The organism is Maledivibacter sp., from assembly GCA_025210375.1.
GTDB lineage: Bacteria > Bacillota > Clostridia > Peptostreptococcales > Caminicellaceae > JAOASB01.
The window spans coordinates 205816-232713 of the sequence record JAOASB010000013.1 but is presented as its reverse complement, the minus strand read 5'-3'; the positions used below and the strand labels follow the sequence as shown (position 1 = coordinate 232713).

The window sequence follows — 26898 nt, the reverse complement described above, 5'->3', positions numbered from 1 at the left end:
TTACTTAAATTGGCGGGAGATAAAAAAAGATTGCTAATTGGGAGCATTGTACTTAGTGTAATTGGCTCCATTTTTGGTACTCTTATTTATTTTATGCTATTTAAGGTTATTATTGTACTCACAGATACCAAAATTCAATATAAAGACCTTTGGGCTATTAGTAAGTACATTGTAATTTTTGTAGGGATTAATATTGTAGCTGGGATTTTGTCGGGAATGTTATCCCATATTGCAGCTTTCAATATTCTTTATGAAATAAGGATTAGAGTATGTAATCATCTTCCTAAACTTAATATGGGTTTTTTCAATAAGAATACTATAGGAGAAATCAAAAAAACTATAAACGAAGACGTGGAAAAACTAGAATTATTTTTAGCTCACCAACTTCCAGACCTCGTAACAGCCATGATTTCACCAATTTTTATTCTAGCTATCATGATTCACTTTAACCTAGTTCTTGGGATTATTATGATCATTCCAGTAGCTTTAGCATTGGTTGCTCAAAAACAAGCATTTAAACACTATAGTAAAAATATGGTGACATATAATCATTTCCAAAGAAAAATGAATACTGCTATTATTCAATACGTAAAAGGAATGAAAGTGTTTAAAGCATTTAACATTTCCTCGGTTTCTTTTAAACAATTTAGGGATTCCGTAGAAGAACACTCTGATTTTTGGATTAAAACCACTAAGGAGTCAGTTCCTTTTTATGTTAATTATATGCTTTTACTAGAATCAGGTACACTATTTTCTGTTCCTATTGGAGGATACATGTTGATTAGAGGTCATATTAAATTCCCGGCATTTTTACTAATTATGATTTTAAGTATATTTTTGTTTGAATCCTTTAAGTCTTTATTAAGTCTATCCCAAGAATTAAACATATTACTTGCAGGAGTAGGTAATATAAGAAAAATTATTGAAACTCCTATTCAACAGGATGGGAATGTAGAGTTGGAAGAAAATATAAGTCATGATATTACATTTAATAACGTGAGCTTTTCATATGAAAGCACTGAAATTCTTCATAAGGTTAGCTTTAGGGTGGGAAATAATTCGACCATTGCTTTAGTTGGTGCTTCGGGTTCAGGAAAAACTACAATCACACAGCTTGTTGGTAGATTTTGGGATATTCAGAAAGGAATTATTTCTATCGGGGGAATTAACATTAAAGAATTATCTACGGAATGTCTCATGAAGAATATTGCCTATGTTTTTCAAGAAGTTTATTTAATTAAAGATACTCTTTACGAAAATATAAGGATGGGAATGGATAAAACAGAAGAAGAGATTATTGAAGCATCAAAGAAAGCACAAATTCATGATTTTATTTCATCTTTACCAAATGGATATTATACAAAAATAGCTCACAGTGGGGTAAAACTCAGCATGGGGCAAGCACAGAGAATATCCATAGCACGCTGTATTCTAAAAGAATCACGGATTGTTGTTTTAGATGAGGCTACAGCTTATGCAGATTTAGAAAATGAGAGAAAGATCCAATTAGCATTAGATCAGCTACTTAAAAATAAGACGGCGATTATTATTGCCCATCGCCTTAATACAATTCAGCATGCAGATCAGATTATAGTTCTAGAAGAAGGAAATATAGTAGAACAAGGAACTCATAAAATACTAATGAGCAAGAATGGAATATACACAAAAATGTGGAAAAGTTATAGAAAGGAGGATGGATTTTGTTAAAAAATCTAAAAAAATTACTTGGTAATTATTACATAGAGTATAGAAAAATAGTTTGTTTATCCATCTTCGATATTTTTATAGGTGCAATTCCTCTTATGATCATGATGTATTGCATGGTGCAATCTATTGGAAATGAATTATCTGTTTTGCAAATATCTATTTACACTTGTGTATTACTACTTTGTTTTATAATTAGAAAGATATTTTTGCAGAAAAATATATTTCAACTCCAAAAAATTGGTTGCTTATCTATAAAGGATTTACGTTTAAAGATAGGTGAACACATGCAAAAAATTAATTTAGGATATTTTAATCAAAAAAGTAGTGGTTACCTAATTGGTACCCTTACAACAGAGTTACATGATTTAGAAGTCATCTTAACTCATCAAGTTTCTGATATTTTGAAAATAATATTACTAGGAGTTATTTTGATAGTTTTTTCATTTGTTATATGTCCTTACTTAGCAATTTATCAACTAGTATTAATGGTAATTGCCATTGCCATCGTCATATTAGGAATGAAGAAAATTGTACAAGAAGGTAAAAAGAATAAAATTGCAGTGGAAGGCTTGGTTTCTAGGGTTGTTGAATATATAGAAGGTATTCAGGTGTTTAAGTCTTTTGGTGTTGTAGGAGCAAATTTTAAACGATTAAGAAATGCACTTTCAGAATTAAAAAAGAGTAATATTAAAACGGAGTTTTCCTTAACTCCAAATATTTTTATTTCTCGTATTTTAATTGATCTATCATTTCCCTTGTTTTTAATCTTGGGAGTTCAAATGTTATCTAAAGAAGAGATTAGTGTTGTTTCATTTATCTCGTTTATTATGCTAAATCTTGGGCTCTCAAACATATTAAAAGTAGGGTTGCCTAAATTTGTTTTATTTAGATACTTGACTTTGGCAAGTGAAAATTTGATAGCAGTTGAGAATCAGGAAGAAATGCCTTACTTGAAGAAAGAAGTGAATATCCCTTCATATGATATAGAGTTTAAAAATGTTACTTTTTCCTATGAAGAGAATATTTCTGTTTTGCAAAACATTAGTTTTGTTGCAAAAATGGGAGAAACAACTGCTTTAGTTGGTCCCTCTGGGAGTGGGAAAACCACTATAACAAATTTGATTGCTAGATTTTGGGATCCACAAGAAGGATCGGTAATCATTGGAAATAATAATATTAGTAATATTAACCCTAATGAACTACTAAAAAACATTAGTATGGTTTTTCAAGATGTCTATCTTTTGCAAGATACTGTATATGAAAATATACGAATTGGAAATTTAGATGCAACGGATAAAGAAGTGATACAAGCTGCTAAGGTAGCCAATTGTCATGAATTTATAATGAAAATGGAAAAAGGCTACAACACAATGGTGGGAGAAGGGGGATTTACACTTTCTGCGGGGGAAAGACAAAGAATTTCTATCGCAAGGGCATTATTGAAGGATGCCCCCATTGTTCTATTAGATGAAGCAACTGCATCATTGGATGCAGATAATGAAATAGAGATTAAACAGGCTATAACAAAACTAACCCAGAATAGGACGGTTATTGTGATTGCACATAGGTTAAATTCAATACGTGATGCCCATAAGATTATAGTTCTAAAGGCTGGTAAGATTCTTGAGTATGGTAATCATGATAGCTTAATTAAAAATGAGGGTTGGTACGAAGATATGTATTGCCAAATGAAGATTTCGGAAGGATGGAAGGTATGATGGATAGGGTAAAAAATAAATCTGGATTAAAAAGGTTAGTACAAATAGCAACAACAAAGAGGGGGATAGTAATATTAGCGGTCGTTTTTCTTGTTATTTCAGCATTAGCTTCCTTTTTGCCTTATATCTCAATTTATTATATAGCCTCTGAGATATTAGCATCATTTGCCAAGACAGTAGAATTAAATACTGATCAAATCTTTAAATTAGCATGGGTACTTATTATTGGAAGTGCAATAAATATACTCGCATATTTTGTGGCTTTGTGCCTGTTGCATAGGGCTGCATTTGAAACTATTTATAAGTTGAAAAAAGACGTGTTAAGACATTTTACGGAATTGCCTATTGGATTTGGTATAAAAATGGGTAGTGGAAATATTAGAAAAATAATAGATGAAGATATAGGTAATACAGAAGATTTTTTGGCTCATCAATTTCCAGATTTAGTATATACAGTTACATCTTGTTTAATAACCCTTGTTATTCTTATTTTAGTTGATTGGCGATATGGCGCAGTCTGCTTAGCTATTATTGGGCTTGCAGTTTATATACTAGGATTATCATTTAAAACAGATTCGGCTAAAATTCATATGCAAGAGGTTTTCAAGGCAAATGGGGAAATGAATAATTTAGCCGTTGAATATGTAAGAGGAATTTCTGTATTGAAATTATTTAACACCACATTGGCAACATTTGAAAAATTTTATAATGTAATAAAAAAGTATACTGAGTCGGCTATTAAATACACTTTAAAACTAGAAAAGACAATGTCCACATATACAGTTTTGGTTCATAATATCTATATTTTTATTTTGCCTATTATAATATGTGTTGGACGTAGTACAAATAATTACTATGCATTTATATCAAAAACCGTGTTTTATATAGTGGTTGCACCGTCAATTACAATAACAATGCTAAAAGTTGTTCATTTGATTTCGAAAACCTATCAAATTCAATATGGAATTCAAAATATGGATATGATACTTCAAGAGCCAAAAGTAAAGTCTCTTTCTGCTTCAAAAGAAGTTATAAAATCCTATGATGTTGAATTTAAAAACGTTACTTTTTGCTATGACAAAGCTAAGGAAACACAAGCATTAGATAATGTGAATTTCACTGCGAAAAGTAATAAAATAACAGCTGTTGTAGGGGCATCTGGGAGTGGAAAAACTACAATTGCCCACTTGATACCAAGATTCTATGATGTGAATGAGGGACAGATTTTGATAGGAGGAGTAGATATACGAAATATAGAACCGAATCAGTTAATGAGTCTAGTTGGTTTTGTTTTTCAAGATAGTTATTTATTCAAGAGAAGTATAAGGGATAACATTGGAATGGGATGTGGGGGTGCAACAGACGAAGATATTATTTTGGCGGCTAAAAAAGCCTATTGCCATGACTTTATTGCAGATCTTCCACAAGGATACAATACAATCATTGGAAGTGAAAATGTACACTTATCTGGTGGTGAAAAGCAAAGGATTGCAATAGCAAGGGCTATATTACAAAATCCACCTATTATTATATTAGATGAAGCAACAGCATTTAATGACGCTGAAAACGAATACTTAATTCAAAAGTCTTTTGAAGAACTTCTTTCTAACAAAACAGTCATTATGATTGCCCATCGCTTAAATACAATAAAAAAAGCGGATCAAATTATTGTTATGGATAAAGGCAAAATTGCGGAAGTTGGGTCACATGATGGATTAATTAATAATAAAGAAAACTATTATTCTATGTGGGAAACATATAGCCAAGCTCAGCTATGGCGTATCGGAGGTGAAAATATTGGATGAAATTAAAAAACTACTGTATATTTCTGATATTAGCAAAACTAAATTAAGAAAAGCTGTATTTGCAAGTGTAATATCAAATCTGCTGGTTATGATTCCGATTATTATTTCTATTGAGGTGTTAGTGGAAATTTTAAAGCCACTATCAGAAAAAGAAATTAGCTGGAATAGGATATGGATATTATTTTTTGTAGGAGTATTTGTAATGATTCTAATGTTTTTAGCTACAATCTATGAACATCGAAAGTCTTTTGTTGCTTCTTATTCAGAGGCAGAAAGCTACAGAATAAGAGTTGCTGAGCATTTACGGAAGCTTCCTATGACTTTTTTTAATATGAAAGATTTAGCAGAGATTACAACAAATATTATGGGGGATTGTGCTTCCATTGAAATGGTACTTAGTCACATTTTACCTCAAGTCATCGCCACATGTATATCTACTATCATTATTAGTATTTGCCTTTTAATTATTGATTGGCGGTTAGCCCTTTGTGTAATTATTACTATACCAACCGCTATATTTATTATATGGGCAAGTAGAACAATTCATAAAAAATGGGTGAGGGTATTAACCAAGTTAAAGCTTGAACAAGAAGAAGCCGTGCAAGAATATATAGAAGGAATTAAAGTTATTAAATCATGTAGAACTTCTAAAAATAATTTTAAGCACATTGATAATATTCTAACTTCTATGAAAAATATGCAACTAAAGGGGGAAATAATAACAGGAGCTTTTTTTTCTGGTTCTCAAATAATTCTTCAATTAGGTACAGGAATAACAATATTTGTTGGAATAATGCTATATGTTAGTGGACATGTCAATATTATTCCTGTTCTTCTATTTTGTCTGTTATCCATTAGAATATATGGTCCTATATTGGTTCAAATCGTATCCTTGGCAGAATTGATGTACTATCGATTTGCTACCGAAAGGATGAGGGAGTTAATGTTAATTCCAAGGGTTAGCGGAGAAAAAACAATACCACTTTCAGATTTTAATATATATGTCGAAGATGTGAGTTTTGCTTATGAAGAAAAAAGCATAATCAATTATGTGACAATACCTTTTTGCGAAAATCAAATAACAGCCATAGTGGGACCATCAGGTAGTGGAAAGAGTACACTCATAAAACTGATTGCTAGGTTTTGGGATGTAGATCATGGAAAGATTCTTATTGGTAAAAACGACATAAGAGAAATGAAGCCAGAACATCTTATGAAGTATATTAGTATAGTGTTTCAAGATGTCGTTTTATTTAATGATACGGTATATAATAATATCAAAATTGGCAATAAAAATGCCACAGAACAAGAAATCATAGAAGCGGCAAAATTAGCTGGTTGTGAGGATTTTATAAAAGATTTGCCCGATGGTTATAATTCGTTATTAGGAGAAAATGGAAGCAAACTATCCGGTGGTGAGAGACAAAGAATTTCTATTGCAAGAGCTTTACTTAAAAATGCTCCGATTGTCATTTTGGACGAAGCTACATCTTCTTTAGATCCTAGAAATGAAAATTTCGTTCAGAAAGGAATTTCTAAATTGATTCAAGGAAAGACTGTTATCGTTATAGCCCATAAATTGCGAACTATAGAGAATGTTGATAAGATCGTTGTCCTAAAGGATGGAGAGGTTGAGGAAATGGGCAAGCATGAGGAATTGATGGGAAATAACGGATTGTATAAAAAGTTATATACTCTACAGGATGAGAGTTCAAGATGGAGCATGAATGCTTGAGTATAGTCTATGTAAAATAGAAACATTCATAATATATATTTTACATTATGGGTTTTTACGTATATTATATTATGAAGAGGTGAGCCACCATGGTGAATTATATTTCAGTAAAAGAGGTATCTTCTCTTTAGAAAATATCATAACGTCGTATAAAAGGCGTGGCAAAGGAAAGGGCCCCTTGCGGAAGTTTTATCAATTGAAGTTTTTTTAAAAAAATGTTGAAAAGTACATATATATATGGTATTATTTATATAAACATCGCATACGATTTAATCTTATGCGATTTCAAAGAGGTGTGTTATGGATATTGATTCATTAAAACTTGAGAAGCAATTATGTTTTGCATTATATGCCTGCTCAAAAGAGGTGATACGTTCATATAAGCCAATACTAGATGCCTTTGATATAAGTTATACCCAATACATCACTCTACTTGTACTTTGGGAACAGGATGGCATTACAATGAAAGAACTTGGGCAAAAGCTTTACTTGGCTTCAAATACATTAACGCCCGTTATAAAAAAACTGGAGAAAAAAAAGTTGATTATGCGGTTGCGTAACCCTAATGATGAGCGTTCAATATTTATTCAATTAACAGAATTAGGTTTAAAAATGCGATCTGAAGCTATTGAAATCCCACAAAAAGCTTTTTGTAAAACGGGTCTTGAATTAGAAGAACTTAGGACGTTAAGAGGTGTGTTACATAAATTGCTTGGGAATTTAACAGAGCATTATAAAGAAATAGAAGAGGAGAATGATAATGAAAAAGATTATTGATTTTTTAACTGAAAACAAGTCAGGTGTATTAGCTACAGCACAAAACAATAGGCCACATGCAAGACCACAACATGTTCACTTAATTAAGGATGGGAAATTCTATTTTACAACATCTAATAAGAAAAATGCCTATAAACAACTAGTGGAAAATCCATATATAGAATTTGTTGTTACCACAGAGGATTTTACAATAACACGTATTAGTGGTGCCGTAAAGTTTACGGATAGTTTAGATGAAAAGCAGTTGGTAATCGATAATGCACCATTAGTGAAAAAAGGTTATGAAACAGCTGATAATCCAACTCTTGAAGTATTTTATCTAGATAGTGGCGATGCAAGTATAGTAAATTTATTTTCAGGAGAACCAGTAGAAAAATTTAAATTTTAAAATCCCTATAGTAGATGGTTTTTATAGAAATTAATTATGCAATTTGCTCAGTTAAGAATGTTTACAAAATAAAGCTGCTTGATGATTTGTAGTAAAATCATCAGGTAGCTTTTCATTATTAGTAAATATATTGCTATTTTGTGGGGATTATAATTGTTTCTGGTATACTGGAAAGTTGAAGGAGAGGTATAATGAAGGATAGAAACGGGCTGAATCTCAATACAAATATGTACAATTAGATAAATGATAATCATTTAAAACCCACTTAAATTGACAGAAAATTGGTTTAGCAATATTATTATATATAAAGCCCTTCATTAAGCCACAAAATTCCTTTGTTTTTGTAATGATTTTTAGATATTCCCTTATATTTGCAGCATACACAGGGGTAAAATATCATAAAAATATTTTAACAAACTATAACTGATTGGAGGTAGAATAATGCAAAATAAAGATTTTTATGACATAATATATAAAAGAAAGTCTGTTAGGAAATATGATCTAGAGCCACTTGGTAAAAATACCCTTGAGGATATTTCAGCTTATATGGATAAAGTGGAACCCTTATATGAAGATATTAAAATTGAAATGAATATTGTTGGGGGTGAGGTGGTTAAAAATATACTTCCTATTAAGGCTCCCCACTATATTCTAATATCATCTGAAAATAAGGAAGGGTATCTAACGAATGTAGGATTTATACTTCAACAAGTAGATTTATTTCTTTCCTCTAATGGATTAGGAAGCTGTTGGGTTGGAATGGCACAACCTAAGAAAGAAATATTAAAAAAATTCCAATTAGAATATGTGATTGCCTTAGCCTTCGGGAATCCAACAGAGAGCTTACATAGAGAAAATATATCTGAGTTTAAAAGAAAGACTATTGAAAAGATTAGAGATGATGATAAAGAAGATAAACTTATAGAAGCAGTTCGTCTGGCTCCATCGGCAACAAATAGTCAACCTTGGTTCTTGAAGGTAGACAATAATAAAATCCATGCCTATTGTATTAAATCAAACTTTATAAAAGCTATTGTATATAAAAAGATGAATCAAATCGATATGGGTATAGCAATGTGTCATTTATGGATAGCTGCAAGGCATTTTGGTAAAAATGTAAAATTTGTTACTGATAAAGGCGCGGTAGAAAATCCACCAGCAGGTTATTACTATACAGTATCAGCAATCATAAACGATTGATGAAAACATATGAAAACAGGTCAAAAATATAGTTGTTTCACATTAAAACTAAACAAATATATAGGGTTTTCATAGTATAAATTAAAGTTTTGACTGGAATCCCTATAGAAGAGAACTTATATATCACAGATAATAAAGAGAGGCATTGTTATGAAAACAGAAGCTTTTAATGCACACAATAAGTATATGATTTTAAAACATGCTTTGAAAGAAAAGAATGTTTCCCATACATGTAAGTTATTTGGGATATCTAGAACTACATATTATAATTGGAAAAGATCTTATCAAAAGCATGGTATGATGGGTCTTGAAATTAAAGAGCCTAAAAAACCTCAAATGCCAAATAAAGTCAATAAAGAGATTGAGCATGAAATCCTAATGTATGTAGAGAAATATCCTATGGATGGGCCAAATAGAATATATTACGAGCTAAGATCCCAGGGGTTCGATATTGGAGTGTCGGGCATCTACAATGTCTTAAGGAGGCACAAACTATCAAAAAAAGCTCAACGAATAGAATATTCAAGGAATAAAGGACTTTATTTTCATGGGAAACAAAAAAATAGGAAACTAACAACCTGTTTTGAAAAACAGCAAGGAGCTTACCCTGGATATTTAGTTATTCAAAGGATAGATTATGTGGGTACATTTGATGGTATTGGAAAAATATATCAATATAGTCTTTATGACACATATTCAAAATGGGGTGCTGTAAAATTATATAATAGAAAACAGGATATTGATATATGGTACTATTTTGAATTGAGATTTGTATATTTGCTAAAGACTTTAAATTTGAGCATTAAAAATTTAGTTACCGAAAAAACAAAAGAATTTTTACCCTGTTTTGTTAAGGGCAATAGGTATAAAGAAATTATAGAGGATATGAATATTAATCACAATTTCATAGAACCTGGGAATAATACTATTTTAAATCATATGGATGATTTTAACGAGATTTTAGTAAAAGAGTTTTACAATAAGATTGGAACCTATAAAAAAATTAATTCCTTTTCTAAGGTTGAACGTGAACTCAATAAATTTTTAGGAGATTATAATTTGTTAAGGGTCATAACTAGTGGATGTAATGCTGGTAGAGTACCTGCTGAAGTAATCGTTGAAAGAGCAGCCCATAATCATGTAGATCTTGATACATTACCTCTTTGGATTTTGGCTTTGATTAATCACCTTGAGAGGGGTGATCAAAATGAATAGGAGGGATCGTAGGGTTGCTATTATTGGTGGAGGACTTTCTGGACTGGTTATGGCCTATCGTTTAAAAAAAAAGGGATATAAAAATGTTACTATTTTTGAAAAAGATGACCGGGTAGGTGGTAAACTTCACACAATTTGGTATAAAGGTAAGTCCTATGAGCTTGGTACTCTTTTTGGTTTGCCCTATCAGAAAAGTTTAAAAGCACTTATGAAATCATTTCATATTAAAATTGACGGGCCTAAAATATCCCGTGTTAATTATGATATAAATGGTAATAAAATTATACAAATACCAAAGGAAGCATTAGATGATTTTGTCAAAGAACTCCATAGGCTCCCCGATGTTTTAGAGAAATATAAATCATTGGAAAAAGTCAATATACATAACATAGAGGATTCGTTGATGCTTCCTTTCTCAAAGTGGTGTGATATAAATCAGTTCAAGGTTTTGAAAACAGTATATGTTCATTATTTTACTAGCTATGGGCTTGGAGATATAGATTTTATGCCAGCACTTTATGTTCTTAGAATACTTAATTATGATAATTTAATGTCCTTTATGAGATTACCTGAATTTTATACATGGAAAGATGGTGTTTCATCATTGGTTGATTGCTTAAAGCATGAAATCAATGATATTAGGTTGACGCAAACTGTAACAGAAATTTCTTTGTCAAAGCATAAGAAAATATGGGTTTATACGGATTTTGAGGCACTTGAATTTGATCAAGTAGTTATAACCTCCCCATTAAATCAATTTTCCCATGTCTATGGGGACGATGAAGAAATGAAAGAATTTTTAAATTCCATAAAATATCAGGATTTTAATGTATATGCTTTCATAGCTGATAAGACCACAAAAGGATGTGGTTGTGTTCTTGAAAATTTATCTGTGAAAAAGAGGGGACATATACTGATATGGAACTCTAGGTGGGATTCATGGGATGGTGAAGGATTGGTGATGTGTTATGCTTATTCCAATCCAGAAAACTCTAAAGCAGAAGCCTTAGAAATCATAAAAAGTGATCTATTGAAATTAAACTTTCATGATCCAAGACTTTATCAGTTTAAGCATTGGAAACAATGTCCCTATGTAGATACCAGTGTTTTGCAAAAAGGATTTTATGAAAAAATGGAATCCATGCAAGGGAAAAACAATATATATTTAGCCGGTGAAATTATGAGTACCGTTTCAATGGAGAACTGTATTCGGTATTCAAATTATTTAATAGATAAATATTTTTAATGGCAATTGTTGCTTCGATGATTTTAAATCATTGAAGCAACTTTTTTATTTTCAAGTATAGTTTACACTTTCGTGTATAGTAATCTCTCTTATGGGGCATTTTACACATGATTTACTCTGTTTTTAATATGTAAACTATACTTGGAATAGAAAATTAGAAAACGTTGAAATTTCAACGTTTTCAATTTTTTGACAGCAATAATTTTTTTAAATATACTAAAAATGATAAAAAAATAACAAGAGAATAGCAATCTAATTAGGAATGCTATACGATTGTAACTGAAATTATACAATCGATTTATAAAGCATTAAATATTTATAATAGGGGGTTATAATATGTTTGTTTTTAACTATGCCGAGGGAGCATCGGTATTAAGTGTATGGGGGGTTTGGTTTATTGTTTTTATAGCACTATTTGGGCTTAATGAAATAGCTCGTAGAAGGAAATATGTTGGATTTTTCTGCTTTTTTGTTTTGCCATTAATACTTTCTATATTATGGTTTACGATATTAAGGGATACAACTTATACAGACTGGTTTCATTTAGTAAAGGTGTATTCATGTACAGCAGGATGTATAGGATTTTGGTGCATCAGACATGTTAAATGGAAAAATAAATTGACAGGTGATGAATGTAGATTATCTGATAAGAAATGGGCATTATGTTTTCCACCACTTATTCTAGCTATCAACATCTTGGAGGCAGTAACCCGTGATTTTCAAATTGGTATGCAGTATCCAGGTGGAGGGAATTTAGTGGATGAAGCCATGTATGTGATTGGTGGTTCTTGGAATTTTATGAATGGTGTGGCAGGTATACTTAACATCATAACCATAACTGGATGGCTTGGGATTTGCATAAAAAAACAAACTAATAGGGATGGAAGTAAAGATATGCTATGGCCTGATATGCTATGGTTTTGGATAATAGCATATGATGTATGGAATTTTGCTTATACCTATAACTGTCTACCAGGTCATGCTTGGTATTGTGGTTTTGCTTTACTATTACCACCAACTATTTGTGCCTTTACTTTGGGAAAAGGAGCATGGCTACAACATCGGGCACAAACCTTGGCCATATGGTGTATGTTCGCACAGACATTTCCTGCATTTATCGATGAGGGTGTCTTTTCAGTTGCATCATCCTACAACACAGGGGCACTATTTGTACCTAGCTTTTTAGCATTAGTTGTAAATATATTAGTATTAGTGTATATGATTTACAAAGTGGTTAAAACAAAGAGGAATCCTTATCTTGGTGAACTTTATACAGACCTGAAAGCCTATAAGGTAATCAAAGGGCTTGCAGAAAAAAAATCATATCAAAGAATATAAACTTATTAATTGAGCAAATAATTTAAGCTGAAATGGAGGTAGGAATATTATGGATACGTATAAAGTTCTTGAGATTAAGCAAAGCGTTTTTGAAGATAACGATCGACAAGCGGATTTGCTTAGGGAAGAATTGAAGAAGGAGAAGACCTTTTTATTAAATTTGATGTCATCGCCAGGTTCTGGTAAAACAACAACTGTTTTAAGGACGATTGATGCCTTAAAGGATGAAATGGGGATTGGTATTTTAGAAGCGGATATTGACTCAGATGTAGATGCCTATACCGTTGCACAAACAGGTACAAAAGTAATCCAACTACACACAGGGGGTATGTGTCATCTTGATGCTGATATGACGAAACAGGGACTATTGGGATTAGGAACAGAAGAAATTGACTTTGTCATCTTAGAAAATGTGGGTAATTTAGTATGTCCAGCAGAATTTGATACTGGGGCATCGAAAAATGCCATGATTTTAAGTGTTCCAGAGGGAGATGATAAACCTTTAAAGTATCCCTTGATGTTTTCAATTGTTGATATTCTCCTAGTTAATAAGATGGATGCTATAGATTATTTTGATTTTGATTTAGAAGCGGTTAAGGAACGGGTAAAGAAATTAAATCCTAAAATTAAGGTTATTCCAATATCTGCTAAAACAGGTGAAGGTATTGATGAATGGACGGATTGGATACGTACAGAAGTTAATAATTGGAAATAAATATAAAAATATAGTCAAATTCTGAATGGGGGAAAATTATATATGGTGAAGGAAAGGGTATTAGATCTTGCAAATAAGATAAGTAGGACAAAACGTGGTTCAAAAAAAGAAATTACTCCAGATCGTCCCGAATATAAAATTCTTGAACCTATTGTTACAGAAGAAATGGCAGAAGCAGGACTTTGTCTTGAATTACGTAAAAGAATGAGTGCAAAAGAGGTTGCTCCTTTATGTGGTAAATCTGTAGAAGAAACGGAGAAACTTTTATGGGAATTAGCAGTTGCTGGTGCTGCCTTTGTCAATGAAATTGATGGGGTTAATAAGTATTGGATTGAACTCTGGGTTCCGGGTCATATGGAAATGATAGTCAATAACAGGGAAAATGTCAAAAAGTATCCACAACTAGGCAGGTGCTTTGATGAATACGGAAAATTAAAAGGGCCTTTGGCTGCAGGTAATGTTCCTGTGGGATCAGGACCTATGCGTGTTATTCCTATTGAGCAAGCCATTGATGGTGAAACCAGAATAGCATCCTATGAAGAAGTTTCTAAGTATCTCAATGAAAATACTATCTTCTCAGTTTCAGATTGTGCCTGCCGTACGTCGAGGGAAGCCATGGGAGAAGGCTGTGGACACCTAAAGGAAGATATGTGTATTCAGATGGGTCATGCTGCTGAATATTATATAAAAACAGGTAGAGGTAGGGAGATTACCCGTGAAGAGGCCTTTGAAGTTATTAAAAAGGCAGAAGAAAATGGGTTAATGCATAGTATACCCAATACAGATGGGCCCGGGAAAACCCATGCTATTTGTAATTGCTGTGGATGCGGGTGTTTTAGCATGAGAATTGCTAATATGTGGCAAAATCCTGATATGGTGCGTTCAAACTATGTTTCACAGGTGGATAGGGATAAATGTGTTGCATGTGGGGAATGTGTTGAAAATTGTCCAAGTGGGGCATTGAAATTAGGCCAAAAAATCTGTACAGAAACACCTATTCCAGAGAAGAAAAGAGAGCTTCCCCATGATACACAGTGGGGTCCAGATAAATGGAATCCCGACTATCGTATTAACAGAAAAGTTGTTGTGGATACTGGTTCAAGTCCTTGTAAAGCAGAATGTCCTGCCCATATTGGTATCCAGGGTTATATTAAGTTAGCTTCTCAGGGAAGATATACTGAGGCACTTGAGCTTATCAAGTACGAAAATCCATTTCCTGCAATATGTGGACGTGTCTGTCCAAGATATTGTGAATCAGCCTGTACTAGAGGCGATATTGATGATCCTATAGCTATCGATGATATCAAGAAATTCATTGCGGAACAAGATTTGAATGAAAAAAATCGCTACATACCTAAAAAAAGGCATGATTATGGGAAGCAGATTGCCATTATTGGTGCTGGGCCCTCGGGACTCTCCTGTGCCTACTATTTAGCTATTGATGGATATAAGGTAACGGTATTTGAAAAACAAAAAGTACTTGGAGGAATGCTCACACTGGGAATCCCTGCCTTTAGACTTGAAAAGGATGTAGTCAATGCAGAAATCGATATTTTGAGAGAATTAGGTGTTGAATTTAAGACAGGTGTTGAAGTAGGCAAAGATGTAACTTTAAATGACTTGAGAAATAAAGGTTTTGAAGCATTCTATCTAGCCATAGGTGCTGGAGCAGGTAGAAAGCTAGGAATCGAGGGTGAAAATGCAAAGGGTATAATTACTGGTGTAGAATTTTTACGCAGAGTGAATCTAGGTGAAGATTTAAAAATGAAGGGTGAAGTGGTTGTAATTGGTGGAGGTAATGTTGCCATTGATGTTGCCCGAACAGCTACACGTATTAGCCCTTCAAAAATAGGGATGTATTGTTTAGAAAATAGAGAAGAAATGCCTGCCCTTGAGGAAGAAATCGAAGAAGCATTGTTAGAAGACATTAGCATTAACAATTCCTGGGGACCAAAACAAATTTTAGTGGAAAATGGTCAGGTTGTAGGTGTGGAATTTAGAAAATGTATTTCTGTTTTCGATAAAAACAAGAGGTTTAATCCTAAATACGATGAAAATGAGACAAAGATAGTCAAGACAAACAATGTATTGATTTCTGTAGGTCAAGCAATGGATTGGGGAGACTTGATTGTGAACAGTAATATAGAATTAAATCCTAACAAGACAATTAAAGCTGACCCTGTTACTTACCAAACCGGTGAACCCGATGTATTTGCAGGGGGAGATGCATTAAGTGGGCCAAGGTTTGCTATCGATGCCATTGCAATGGGAAAAGAGGGAGCAATTTCGATCCATCGTTTTGTTCAGAATGGACAAAGTTTAATTCTTGGTCGTATAAAACGAGATTACCGTGCATTTGATAAAGGAGATCTTGTTCTTGAAGGGTATGATCGACTTCCAAGGCAAAAAGCAAGCCATGCTAAGGAAATAAAATCTAAGGAAACCTTTAGAGATTTACGTGGTACACTTACAGAGGCTCAGATAAAGAAGGAAACGGAACGTTGTCTTGGGTGTGGTGCCACAGTCACAGATGAATTCATGTGTGTAGGATGCGGTGTGTGTACTACAAAATGTAAGTTTGATGCAATAAAACTGGTAAGAAAGTATGATAGTCCAAGTCCAGAATTTAGTGATATGAAGTCTACCATCGTAAAACATGCCTTAAAACGAAAGGTGAGAATTGCTATTAAAAAGCCAATAAAATCAGTGAAGTCAGCTTTTTATGGTAAAAAAGTCAGCGAGAGAAATTGATAAATTGAAATAATAAAAGACAAGAAGCACAAGGTTCATTTAGATTAAGATTTTGACAAGTAGAGGTGTATTCATTTGCATGAATTAGGAGTTATAATTGAAGTCGTTAAAACTGTTGAAAATTTTGCAAAGAAAAATGGATTAAAAAAAATTGATACAATGGTTTTACAAATTGGTGAGCTTTCATCGATGATCCCGAAATACATTGAATCCTGTTATCCGGCGGCAGTTTATGGGACTTTATTGCAAGAGACAAAATTAGAAATTGAGATTTCACCTGGCAATGCCATTTGTCAGAAATGTGATAAAGTTTTTAATATCATTAAGAATAGTGGTAAATGTCCAAACTGTGGAACAAAAGATTGTGAAATATTATCTGGAAAAGAATTTATGATTAAGGAAATCATTGCTTGTTAAAATAGTCCTTACTTATATAGAGTACGCTAATAAATCTACAAACTAAGATTTAAATGATCCATTGTAATTTCTATAGATACACCTTAAAATCCCCTTAGACTTTTGTGAAAAGTAAAAGGGGATTTGGGGCGAATGGAAAAAATAAACAAGTCGGATTGCAAAGGAATTTTGATTGTTTTCTAAGCATTTTATCTTGGGCATACTCAATGTATGTAAGGGATGAAGTAACTACGAAGAGAATTAAAATGACCAGTGAGATGACTGGTTTATTTTTTGAATATATTTTAGGATGTAGAATGCTTATTAGACTAAATAAAATATGGAAGTACGGTTACATAATTGACTAATGATTTTTAATATTTAGGAGGTAGAATTGTATGGGAATTTTGTATGAAGCAACAAATTTTACTAGCTGGGGTATATGGCTTTTCATCGTTTTTGCTTTAATGGCTTTTAATGAGTTTGGTCGATCTACAAAATGGGGAGGATTGTCACTTTTTCTTATCCTTCCTATAGGGTTGACTATCTTTGTATGGCCTAAGACTGCGGCTTTAGGAAATGAATATGGTACTGGTACATGGTTTAACTGGGTAAAAACCTATTCAGCTCTTGCGGGGTGTCTTGGATTTATGGCTATCCGATATATTCCTTCCCTTGCTAAAAAGAAGTGGGCGTTATGCTTTCCACCTCTTATATTAGCACTCAATATACTGGAGGCGGCTATTCGTGACTTTGAATGCTTTACATACGGAGCATGGAATGGAGCATATATAGATAATCTTTGGGTGATGTCAGGAACTTGGAATATTATGAATGGTATAGCAGGACTACTTAACATAATTACTATTTGTGGTTGGCTTGGTATCTTTATTTCTAAGGATAAGACAAAGGATATGATTTGGCCTGACATGATCTGGGCTTGGATTATAGCCTATGATTTATGGAACTTTGCATATACCTACAATTGTATAGCAGATCATTCATTTTATTGTGGCTTGGCATTGTTGCTTTCTTGTACTATACCTGCATTCTTTATTAAAAGGGGAGCTTGGTTACAGCACCGTGCTAACACCCTTGCATTGTGGATTATGTTTGTAATGACTGTTCCATCATTTGCAGATAGGATATCTCCTGTGGCTACTACCCATAACCCGACGGCGTTTTTTATTGTAAGTTTTATAGCCTTAATTGCAAATGTTGCATTAGCTGTTTATCAGTTTAATAGGATTCGTAAAAACAAACTCAATCCATTAAAGGATGAAATATTTGTAGAAACAAAGGCGTATAAACAGGTAATTGAAGAAAACAGACAATTAATAAAAGCATAGTATCTTTATATCATAAACCTACTACAATATATAAGGGGGCAGATCAGCTAGTAAAAACTCTTGACTATTACTGGCTGGTCTGACCCTTTTTCTTTTTGAGTTTTGTGATACTTCATTGGAATGCTTTATCGCTGCTTATTTATATTTAATACCTGCCTTAATAGAGCATACAGCTAACATAACCTTGATAATCCTTCATAATTTTTCATTTTAATATTTCTTTGCTAATTATAATTTCCAACCTACTGCTTGTTTTCTTGTGGAAATAAAGCTGCTGTAAATACCATCTTCCTTCATCAAAGCATCGTGGGTTCCTTTTTGTACAATGCTTCCGTCGTCCACAACAAGAATTTGATTTGCATTTCTAACGGTTTTTAATCTATGTGCAATCATAATAATCGTTTTGTTCTGTGTTAAGGCTTCAATAGCTATTTGCAGTTTATCCTCATTTTCAGGGTCAACATTGGCGGTTGCCTCGTCTAAGATAACAATAGGTGCATCCTTTAACAAAGCCCTAGCAATAGATAACCTCTGTTTCTCGCCACCGGAAAGAGTATCTCCACCTTCCCCAATAACAGTATCATAACCATTTGGTAATGCCATAATAAAATCATGACAACAAGCTTTTTTTGCAGCTGCGACTACTTCCTCGTGATTAGCTGAGGGTCTGCCAAATTTAATATTATTTTCAATGGTATCAGCAAAAAGATATACTTTCTGAAATACCATACTGATTTGGTCCATAAGGGATTCCAAGCTGTAGGCCTTGATGTTTTCACCACCAATGGATACACTACCGCTGTCCACATCCCAAAATCGTGCGATTAAATTGCAAAGGGTGGTTTTGCCCGAACCGGATGGACCAACAATGGCTGTAGTTGTTTTTTCTGGAATAGTAAAACTAACATTTTTGAGAATTTTTTTATTTTCGTAAGAAAAATCTACATTTTTGAACTGGATATTATAATCATTTGGTGTAATATGTTTTCCATTTTCATCAATTTCAGGAATCTTATCGGTTTGATTTGCCTCATCCATGGCACTGCTTACAATTCTTAAAAGAGAAATACTACTACCTGCTGATTGGATATGTGAGAACACTAAAAATGAGATGATGATCATCATCAATGTGTCTAATAACACCATTGATCCATTTAAGTAGAATTTAACACTGAAAAGAATGATAGCAACACTGAAAATTTGTAATGATAAACCTTGTAGTATAATGTAAGGAGTAAATAGTTTCTCTATTTTTAAATTGCTTTCACAGTTATACTCCAAAGCATCACGTAGGGTTTTATCGCCTTTTCCTGTCAGATTAAAGGATTTTACCACACTCATACCTTGAAGATATTCTAATATAGCAGATACCATCACTGCTTGAGATTTTTGTCTGTGGGGGGCAATGATTGCAGATTTTTTTTCCATAGCCGAAGAAATCAATAGATAAATCAATGTACCCAAAGCGATAAGAAGGCCTATTTTCCAATCGAATGCAATAATCACAATGGAGAAGACGAAGGCATTTATAAAACCACCGAGAACATTTACTAAGACAATAGAGGCCTGAAGTTCCAATATCTCTAAAACAGTAGTTGTAACTCCTGTGATTTCACCTAAGCTATTATCATTGAAATAACCCATTGGAACACGCTTTAGCTTGTCGGCAATTTGCATTCGTTTGTTTGCTGCCATAAAAAAGCCTGCGTGGGTTTGTTGAAGCTGTGAGAAATACTTCATGCTAGCTTTCCCCAAAATACTAATCAGTAGTAAACCTAAAGCGTACCAAGCATTTTTAAGATTTTTGTTTTCTTCTAAAACCTTGGATAGAATGAGATAGATTGCGGCGATTTCCCCCATAGAAAAAATAGCATATATAAAATTAAGGATTACCGATTTGTTTATATTTGATTTTTCTTCTCCTGCAAAGCTCCATATTTTTTTTAATGTCTCTATCATGCAAGGGCCTCCTCTCTCATACCCATGTGTGCTGTCCACATATCCTTGTATAGTTTACTTTTTTGAAGCAAGTCATTGTGGGAACCCTCACACTCAATCATGCCATTATTAACAACCACAATTTTGTCTGCACCCACAATGGTAGATAGGCGATGTGCTATCAAGATAAGTGTTTTTCCTGTGACTAATTTTGCAACAGCTTTTTGAATGATTGTTTCATTTTCAGGGTCGATATATGCAGTAGCTTCATCAAGCACCACAATAGGAGCATTTTTCAGCATGGCACGAGCAATGGAAATTCTTTGTTTTTCTCCACCTGATAAATGCGCACCACCGCCGCCGACCTTTGTTTGATAGCCATTTTGTAATGCCCTAATAAAATCATCACAGCCTGCCTGTTTTGCCACATTCATTACTTCTTCATCGGTGGCTTTTGTATTGCCCATTCTAATATTGTTTATTACGGTATCGTCAAAAAGAAAGTTATCCTGTGAAACAAATGCCACCTCATCATAAAGCTGTGTTAAGGGGATGTTTTTTACATCTTGCCCACCGATTGAAATTTGACCACCATTTACATCCCAAAAACCTGCAATCAGCTTTGCTACTGTGGATTTTCCACTGCCAGAGGGACCCACTAGAGCCGTTACGGTTTTGCTTGGAATAGAAAGGGTAATATCATGTAAAACCTCTTTATTCTCGCTATATCCAAAGGAAACATTGGATAATAAAATATCTCTGTTTTTTAAATTTACTTCGTCTGTTCCGTGGTCTTGCTCCTTGGCATTCAAAAGCTCATCAACACAACCAACAGTAGTCCCAACCTTTGCTAAATTATCTATAAATCCCATAGCGGCTAGTAAGGGAGCAACTATACTCATCGACAATATAATAATGGTAATAAAGCTATCCACCGGTAAGCTACCCCTTACATAAAATAAAAAGCCAAAGGGTAAAATAGTGATAAGTGTGGTTGGGGCAATGGAATAAGTAAGGGACATTCCAAACTGGCTTCGTTTCATCCAATCGTAATAATAGAAAGCGTTGGCCATCACTCTTTCCTTAAATTTTGCATAAGAATTTTTACCTTGGTTATAGGCTTTGATTACTTCAATACCTGCAATATACTCAACTATGGTTTCATTCATATCCTGTGTGGTTTTAACCGATTGCTCATAGTCCTTTGCATAATCACGCATAATTAGCATCATAAAAACCATACCAAGGGGGATAGATACCAGTGATAAAAGTGCTAATCTCCAATCTAAAATAAGGAGATAAATAATTACTAAAATAGGTGCGATGATGTTAGCGGTCATTTCAGGTATGAGGTGGGCGAGTGTAACCTCCATTCCTTCAATTTGGTCTACAATCACCTGTTTCATTTTACCGCTGGAGACCTCCATAACAGATCCCAAAGGCAGCTTTGGAAGCTTTTCTAAAACCATTTGTCTAATATGTTTTAAAATTCTAAAGGTGCCTTTGTGTGAAAAAGCAAGGGCCATATTATAGAGTAGGGTGCGTAAAACATAACCGCCAAGGGCAATAAAGCACCATAAAACATAAAATCCAAAGTCTTTTTGATCATTCAATAAGGCGACTATCACTTTTGCGGCACAAAAAAAGGGAACAATTCCAAAAATCACACCGAAAATGGCCAGTACCGTAGCTGATTTTAGTTTTTTATGCTCATCTTTTCCTAATTCCCATAAGCGGAGTAGGGGATTTTTTGTTTCCATTTAATTTCCTCCTCGTTTTTTATTAGTTGTCTTTTCACTCGTCCTTGATGGATTTCTAAAATATAGTCAGCACATTGTTCAATTAATTCTATATCGTGGGTAATAACTATTAAGCAATCCACTTTTTCCTTTAAATCTTTCAGAATTAAGGATACATTCAGCATATTTTTATAATCTAATCCACTTGTTGGTTCATCAAATACCAATATTTTTTTATCTAAAAACAATGCACAGGCAATTGCCAATCTTTGTTTTTGTCCCCCGGACAATGCCAAAGGATGACTTTCTACAAAGTCAATAAGGTGAAGCTTGGTGAGTATTTCCTTTGCCTTTGCAATTTCCTCATCAGTTTCCTCTGTTAAATCAACTAATTCGTCCAATACAGACTCTGAATATAATTGACAATTTACATCCTGCATAACCATATAGCTTTGCTTTATGCAGTCCTTCCTTTTAGCTTTTTTGCCATTTAATATAAAGTGCTTTGTTTTATCAATACCTACAAGGGCACGAACAAAACTTGATTTGCCCGCTCCATTACCTCCTACAATTGCCACTACCTTATGTTTAGGTAGTTCTAAATCTGTAATATCAACCGCTACTTTATTGGGATAGGTAACAAGCATTTCGTTGATACAAATGCTATCTTCTATTTTTCCTTCCACTTCTTCATAACAACCTTTCCAAAGTTTGTCAATAGAATTGGCATAAAAGCTCCTAAGCCCATGTGCTTTTTGATCACATTGATTCATAAATTCTTCTTTTCCTTGATCAAATACTATCCGTCCTTTTTGCATATAAATTACTCGGTCACATACCTCTAATGCATAATATAATCTATGTTCTGCAATTAAGATGGTATTTCCAAGTTTTTTTAATTCAAGTAAAATGGTTTTTAATTTTTTTATGCTTTCTGGGTCCAAATTAGAACTAGGTTCGTCTAGCAAATAAATAGATGGTTGGCTCATGGTCACAGAAGCACATGCTATCTGCTGTTTTTCTCCACCAGATAGCTGTAAAATGTTTCTGTTCATCAAATCTTCTATAGAGAATAGTGCTACTGTGTCATTAAATCTGTCCTTAATTTTTTCTATAGGAACTCTATGATTTGCAGCACCAAAACATATTTCATCGGAAGTATTTAGATGAAAAAATTGAGATTTTGGATTTTGGAAAACCGAACCGACAAGCATCGACCTTTCAGCAATACTTAAGGTATCTGCTCTCCGATTTTGTAATAGGATATCTCCATCCACAGTTCCATTTGTAAATTCAGGGATGATACCATTGATTAACTGCAAAAGTGTTGACTTTCCGCAACCTGAAGCTCCTGTAAATAACACACATTCCCCTTTTTCAATAGAAATATTAATATCCTTTAAAATTAGTTCTTTGGATTCTTCGTCTGGGCTATGGTAAGAAAAATTTACATGTCTAAACCGTATCATAAAGCTATTAACCCCCTTCTCATGCAAATAAGTGTTACTATCATACATAAGCTGATAATATCAAGCAAACCAAATTTAGATTTTTTTAATGGAGTTGCCTGTGGATATAACCCCATTCCTCTTGTATAGGCAGATGCACTCAATTCATCGCCAATTTTAATACAATTGAACAAAAGAGGTACATAGATGTGTTCCACCAATTTTATGGGATTTTTACTTACGCCTTTAAGTTTCATAGCTGCTTTAATATTTCTCACTTCACTGTTTAGCGAGGGTAAAAAACGAAATATGACTAGCAAAATCAATATGAATTTGTTGGGGACTTTAAGCTTTTGTAATGCAGCTTGTAAATCACTAATCTGTGTAGTTGTAAATGTTAGTATCCCATAAATAAACAATGGCATAAAAAGCAATAGGGGGTATATTACAAGCCCCCAAGCAGATACCACTGCTTTGGGAGCAAAGCTTATAAAATAATTTACCAATGAATATGTAAGATATGCCATTCCTGTCTTATATGCTGTACCATGTTTTCCTAATAGAAATATCAAAAAAATTGCATACCAAGTAGTAATAGTAACATAAACTGCGTCTCCGTAACTAAATAGCAAAATATTAACTAAAAGTATTAAGATGATTTTTGTTATTGGATTCATGGAAAACATCAGTTTCATCTTAGATAATCCCTGCCTTCTTGAAATGTTTTTTAAACATTCTCCTTGCAAATACAATGCTGATTATAGCGGCCACAGCGATGGCAGCTAATACGATTACAAAGGATAATGGTGTTGATAACCTAGAAACACCCTCAACCCATTCTTGTGTATATCCACCATTTAAAGAAAGCTCTGCTGCAAAATCTTTAAAGAACCAGAAAGAACCACTCTCACCCATAGTCCAAAAAGATACTACAAAATAGCTGATTGCATTTAGCTTGAAGCTTTTATAGCCACCGGCTTTTGCAATCAATTCTGCGACAATAAAGATCATCATATTCACTAGGAAACAAAAAACATTACCATATACTAAGAGGCCAACAAATGCAGAGCAAATAACCCCTAAGATTGTAATTGCAAGAGGTTTACCTACCTTAGCCAAATACAGCAAATAGACAGGTGCATATAGCAATGCACAAATTGGGGATACCATAATTTGAAGAATTGGTAAAAAAGCACATCCTGATACTATAATGGTAATTGCTAAAAATATTGCAGTGAAAATACCCACAAAAATGAGATCTTTTCCTTGAAGCTTATTGTTTTTTACAGATTGATTTAACATAATTTTCTCCTCGTATGATATAAAAGTAGTAGTTTTTAGAGTCCCTCTCCAAGAACTATGTTGTACTGCTGATTGGTGAAATCTTCCTTACAAATTTGCATATATGATTAGATAAGTCTAACTCATATTTCTGAAAAAAGGGATTTATTAAATCCCTCAGATTGTTGACAAAGTCAACAAGATGTCAGGCCGCCTAAAATTTGAAGTTCGAGGCGTGCTGAAACCGAGAGGTCGTAGCGTATACAGACATACGTAAGGGTTCTTGGTTTCAGCAACAACGAAGAAATTCGGGTTTTAGGCAGCCTGAGGGATTTATTAAATCCCTAATAATCTGACCCATCCACCCCAAAAAAATTGTTGCAAGGTGTGCATATGCTCCATGGCAATATTTCGTGGTAGATTATGCCTAACGGTTTCAAAAATTCCTGAAAAAAGAGTATTAGCTAAAATATGTGACATTAAAGGATCAATATTACTTTTGAGCATTCCACTTTCTTTTAATGTTGTAATAAAGCGATTTGTGGATTCTTCTTCAATCTCAATTAGAAGTTCAATATAATTTTCATATTTGGTTCCCTCTGAAGCACAGCAAATCAATCGAAATACATCATAATTGTCATAAATATAATCTACCATCCAATCAAATTCATCGGCAGACATCTCAGGAACACTTTTTACTTGAACATCCTCTGAATATGATGAAATATTTAGTGAAGTTTCTCTAAATCGTTTTAATAGTATTTCACAGGGTTCTTTTACCAGAGCATCAAATATTGCAGATTTATCCTTGTAATAACGATAAATTGCTCCTGTAGTACAGCCTAAGGATGTAGCAATACTTCGTACAGTGGTTTTATTATATCCATGATCTAAAAACTCTTTCTTGCTAATATTTAATATTTCTGATTTTAGTTCTTCGTTGACTGGTCTCAAGATACACCTCCCAACATTTTAAGATAACAACGTTATTTTAAAACTTTTATTCTGTTTTGTCAAGTGAGCAAATTGCATAATTACAATCCTCAAAAATTTACTACTACATATAGTCTTAAATCCCCTAGAGGCATACCCCATTTATTGTGCAATTGTGCCAAGTTAGAATTATGCAATTTCCTCAAGTATTTGCTAATAAAATAGCTCAAAATTATTAATATATCTTTTTTAAAAATTCTTAGTTGTTTATGATAATCTAAAATTTCCATATTTATATATTGAAGCTTTGACGAGAATCTCTAGAGTGACTTATCCAGTCTTTTTATACAATACCATTGTGAATAAAGAATTAAATTATGAAATCACCTTTAGTTATTGATAAAAGGTATCATTTTCATTGTAGTCTATGGTAAATTATGCTATAATAACATTGTTATGATAACGCTGTTATTGTAGTTTCTAACATGATGGGTAGAGGCTATTATGTCAGAAATTCGACATTGTAATTTTGAGAAGATCAATAATTCTTTGAGGGGGGTATGTTGCTATGGTAAAATATATGGAAAATTATATCATCAATAATTTCGATGAAAAAATTGCTAAATTTATATGTGAAAATACAGATGATCAATTGACCAAATTAAAGGAAAACTGTATGGAGGAAAGTAAAAACCGAAGAGGGAATCTTTTTAAAAGCATTTTTCCCGCCATTGCTCTTTATCGTGTTCTTCAGATTCAAATGAGCAGGGAAGAGGCATTTGAGCATATGAAAAAAATGATTTCGGATAATACTAAAAAAAATTCAAGAAAAGTATATGAACGAATGGGAAAGCTGCCCTTTTTCTTTTCTCTTTTTAGAAAGATGTTTACCATGGGTCTAAAGGGAGATAGTTGGGATGTTGAATGGGTAGAAAATAACAAAAGTAACTTTGAATACAATATAAAAGGATGCCTTTGGAATGATGCTTTCAAACGATATGATTGTCATGAATTATGTGCTTTATTTTGTAATAATGATGAAATAAATTTTACAAATGTAAGTCCCAAAATGCACTTTGAAAGAAAATACGCTCTTGGCTACGGGGACCATATGTGTGATTTTCATTTTTATGCCATGAAAAAAAATAAGACTGCTTCAAAATAAAAATTTAAGGCGGCACTTGTAATTTGTCTTTGGAAAGTGAAGTGAAAATAGGGT

General features: G+C 33.3%; 21 protein-coding genes. 15 read left to right on the top strand and 6 right to left on the bottom strand.

All coding sequences use genetic code 11. The annotated features are described in order from the left end of the window. The 14 genes from N4A68_05220 to N4A68_05155 form a co-directional block, all read left to right on the top strand. A partial coding sequence (locus N4A68_05220) for an ABC transporter ATP-binding protein/permease (GenBank protein ID MCT4563703.1) occupies nt 1-1707 on the top strand: 1707 nt, incomplete at its 5' end. Further along, nucleotides 1701-3425 carry an ABC transporter ATP-binding protein/permease gene (locus N4A68_05215; GenBank protein ID MCT4563702.1) on the top strand — a complete coding sequence of 575 codons (1725 nt, stop codon included), beginning with the start codon at nt 1701-1703 and terminating at the stop codon, nt 3423-3425. The genes N4A68_05220 and N4A68_05215, both read left to right, overlap by 7 nt. Then, complete coding sequence (locus N4A68_05210) at nt 3422-5230, top strand: ABC transporter ATP-binding protein/permease (protein MCT4563701.1); 1809 nt, start codon at nt 3422-3424, stop codon at nt 5228-5230. The genes N4A68_05215 and N4A68_05210 overlap by 4 nt, the downstream gene beginning before the upstream one ends. Continuing rightward, on the top strand, nt 5223-6965 hold the full coding sequence (locus N4A68_05205; GenBank protein ID MCT4563700.1) for an ABC transporter ATP-binding protein/permease: 1743 nt from the start codon (nt 5223-5225) through the stop codon (nt 6963-6965). Before N4A68_05210 ends, N4A68_05205 begins: the two co-directional genes overlap by 8 nt. 300 nt (nt 6966-7265) lie before the next feature. Then, nucleotides 7266-7742: a MarR family transcriptional regulator gene (locus tag N4A68_05200; GenBank protein MCT4563699.1), complete on the top strand. Its 477-nt coding sequence runs from the start codon at nt 7266-7268 to the stop codon at nt 7740-7742. Beyond that, nucleotides 7726-8130: a pyridoxamine 5'-phosphate oxidase family protein gene (locus N4A68_05195; GenBank protein MCT4563698.1), complete on the top strand. Its 405-nt coding sequence runs from the start codon at nt 7726-7728 to the stop codon at nt 8128-8130. The genes N4A68_05200 and N4A68_05195 overlap by 17 nt, the downstream gene beginning before the upstream one ends. Nucleotides 8131-8571: 441 nt before the next feature. Continuing rightward, complete coding sequence (locus N4A68_05190) at nt 8572-9330, top strand: nitroreductase (protein MCT4563697.1); 759 nt, start codon at nt 8572-8574, stop codon at nt 9328-9330. A 150-nt stretch (nt 9331-9480) separates the two neighbouring features. Next, nucleotides 9481-10545 carry a helix-turn-helix domain-containing protein gene (locus tag N4A68_05185; GenBank protein ID MCT4563696.1) on the top strand — a complete coding sequence of 355 codons (1065 nt, stop codon included), beginning with the start codon at nt 9481-9483 and terminating at the stop codon, nt 10543-10545. Continuing rightward, on the top strand, nt 10538-11791 hold the full coding sequence (locus N4A68_05180; GenBank protein ID MCT4563695.1) for an FAD-dependent oxidoreductase: 1254 nt from the start codon (nt 10538-10540) through the stop codon (nt 11789-11791). Before N4A68_05185 ends, N4A68_05180 begins: the two co-directional genes overlap by 8 nt. A 336-nt stretch (nt 11792-12127) precedes the next feature. After that, the gene (locus N4A68_05175; protein MCT4563694.1) at nt 12128-13129 is read left to right on the top strand and encodes a DUF5692 family protein; all 1002 of its coding nucleotides are present in this window, start codon (nt 12128-12130) and stop codon (nt 13127-13129) included. Between the two features lie 49 nt (nt 13130-13178). Continuing rightward, on the top strand, nt 13179-13844 hold the full coding sequence (hypB, locus tag N4A68_05170; protein ID MCT4563693.1) for a hydrogenase nickel incorporation protein HypB: 666 nt from the start codon (nt 13179-13181) through the stop codon (nt 13842-13844). A gap of 42 nt (nt 13845-13886) precedes the next feature. Next, the gene (locus N4A68_05165; protein ID MCT4563692.1) at nt 13887-16595 is read left to right on the top strand and encodes an FAD-dependent oxidoreductase; all 2709 of its coding nucleotides are present in this window, start codon (nt 13887-13889) and stop codon (nt 16593-16595) included. Between the two features lie 75 nt (nt 16596-16670). Next, entirely contained in the window at nt 16671-17012 is a 342-nt protein-coding gene (locus N4A68_05160) for a hydrogenase maturation nickel metallochaperone HypA (GenBank protein MCT4563691.1), read from the top strand. A gap of 377 nt (nt 17013-17389) precedes the next feature. Then, nucleotides 17390-18340, top strand: a complete 951-nt coding sequence (locus N4A68_05155; GenBank protein ID MCT4563690.1) for a DUF5692 family protein — start codon at nt 17390-17392, stop codon at nt 18338-18340. 228 nt (nt 18341-18568) lie between these two features. Here N4A68_05155 and N4A68_05150 read toward each other — a convergent pair whose 3' ends face one another. The 6 genes from N4A68_05150 to N4A68_05125 all read right to left on the bottom strand — a co-directional run bounded on the left by N4A68_05150 (nt 18569) and on the right by N4A68_05125 (nt 25700). Continuing rightward, on the bottom strand, nt 18569-20299 hold the full coding sequence (locus N4A68_05150) for an ABC transporter ATP-binding protein/permease (GenBank protein MCT4563689.1): 1731 nt from the start codon (nt 20297-20299) through the stop codon (nt 18569-18571). Next, on the bottom strand, nt 20296-22038 hold the full coding sequence (locus N4A68_05145) for an ABC transporter ATP-binding protein/permease (protein MCT4563688.1): 1743 nt from the start codon (nt 22036-22038) through the stop codon (nt 20296-20298). The genes N4A68_05150 and N4A68_05145 overlap by 4 nt, the downstream gene beginning before the upstream one ends. Continuing rightward, entirely contained in the window at nt 21999-23486 is a 1488-nt protein-coding gene (locus N4A68_05140; GenBank protein ID MCT4563687.1) for an ABC transporter ATP-binding protein, read from the bottom strand. Before N4A68_05140 ends, N4A68_05145 begins: the two co-directional genes overlap by 40 nt. After that, entirely contained in the window at nt 23483-24160 is a 678-nt protein-coding gene (locus N4A68_05135; protein MCT4563686.1) for an energy-coupling factor transporter transmembrane protein EcfT, read from the bottom strand. The genes N4A68_05140 and N4A68_05135 overlap by 4 nt, the downstream gene beginning before the upstream one ends. Before the next feature lies 1 nt (nt 24161). After that, nucleotides 24162-24767 carry an MptD family putative ECF transporter S component gene (locus N4A68_05130; GenBank protein MCT4563685.1) on the bottom strand — a complete coding sequence of 202 codons (606 nt, stop codon included), beginning with the start codon at nt 24765-24767 and terminating at the stop codon, nt 24162-24164. Nucleotides 24768-25082: 315 nt separating this feature from the next. After that, a complete protein-coding gene (locus N4A68_05125; GenBank protein MCT4563684.1) occupies nt 25083-25700 on the bottom strand; it encodes a TetR/AcrR family transcriptional regulator in 618 nt (205 codons plus the stop codon). 547 nt (nt 25701-26247) lie between these two features. Between N4A68_05125 and N4A68_05120 the strand changes: the two genes are divergently transcribed. Further along, nucleotides 26248-26844 (top strand): L-2-amino-thiazoline-4-carboxylic acid hydrolase, encoded by a 597-nt coding sequence (locus N4A68_05120; protein ID MCT4563683.1) that lies wholly within the window; start codon nt 26248-26250, stop codon nt 26842-26844. The last annotated feature ends 54 nt before the right edge of the window (nt 26845-26898 follow it).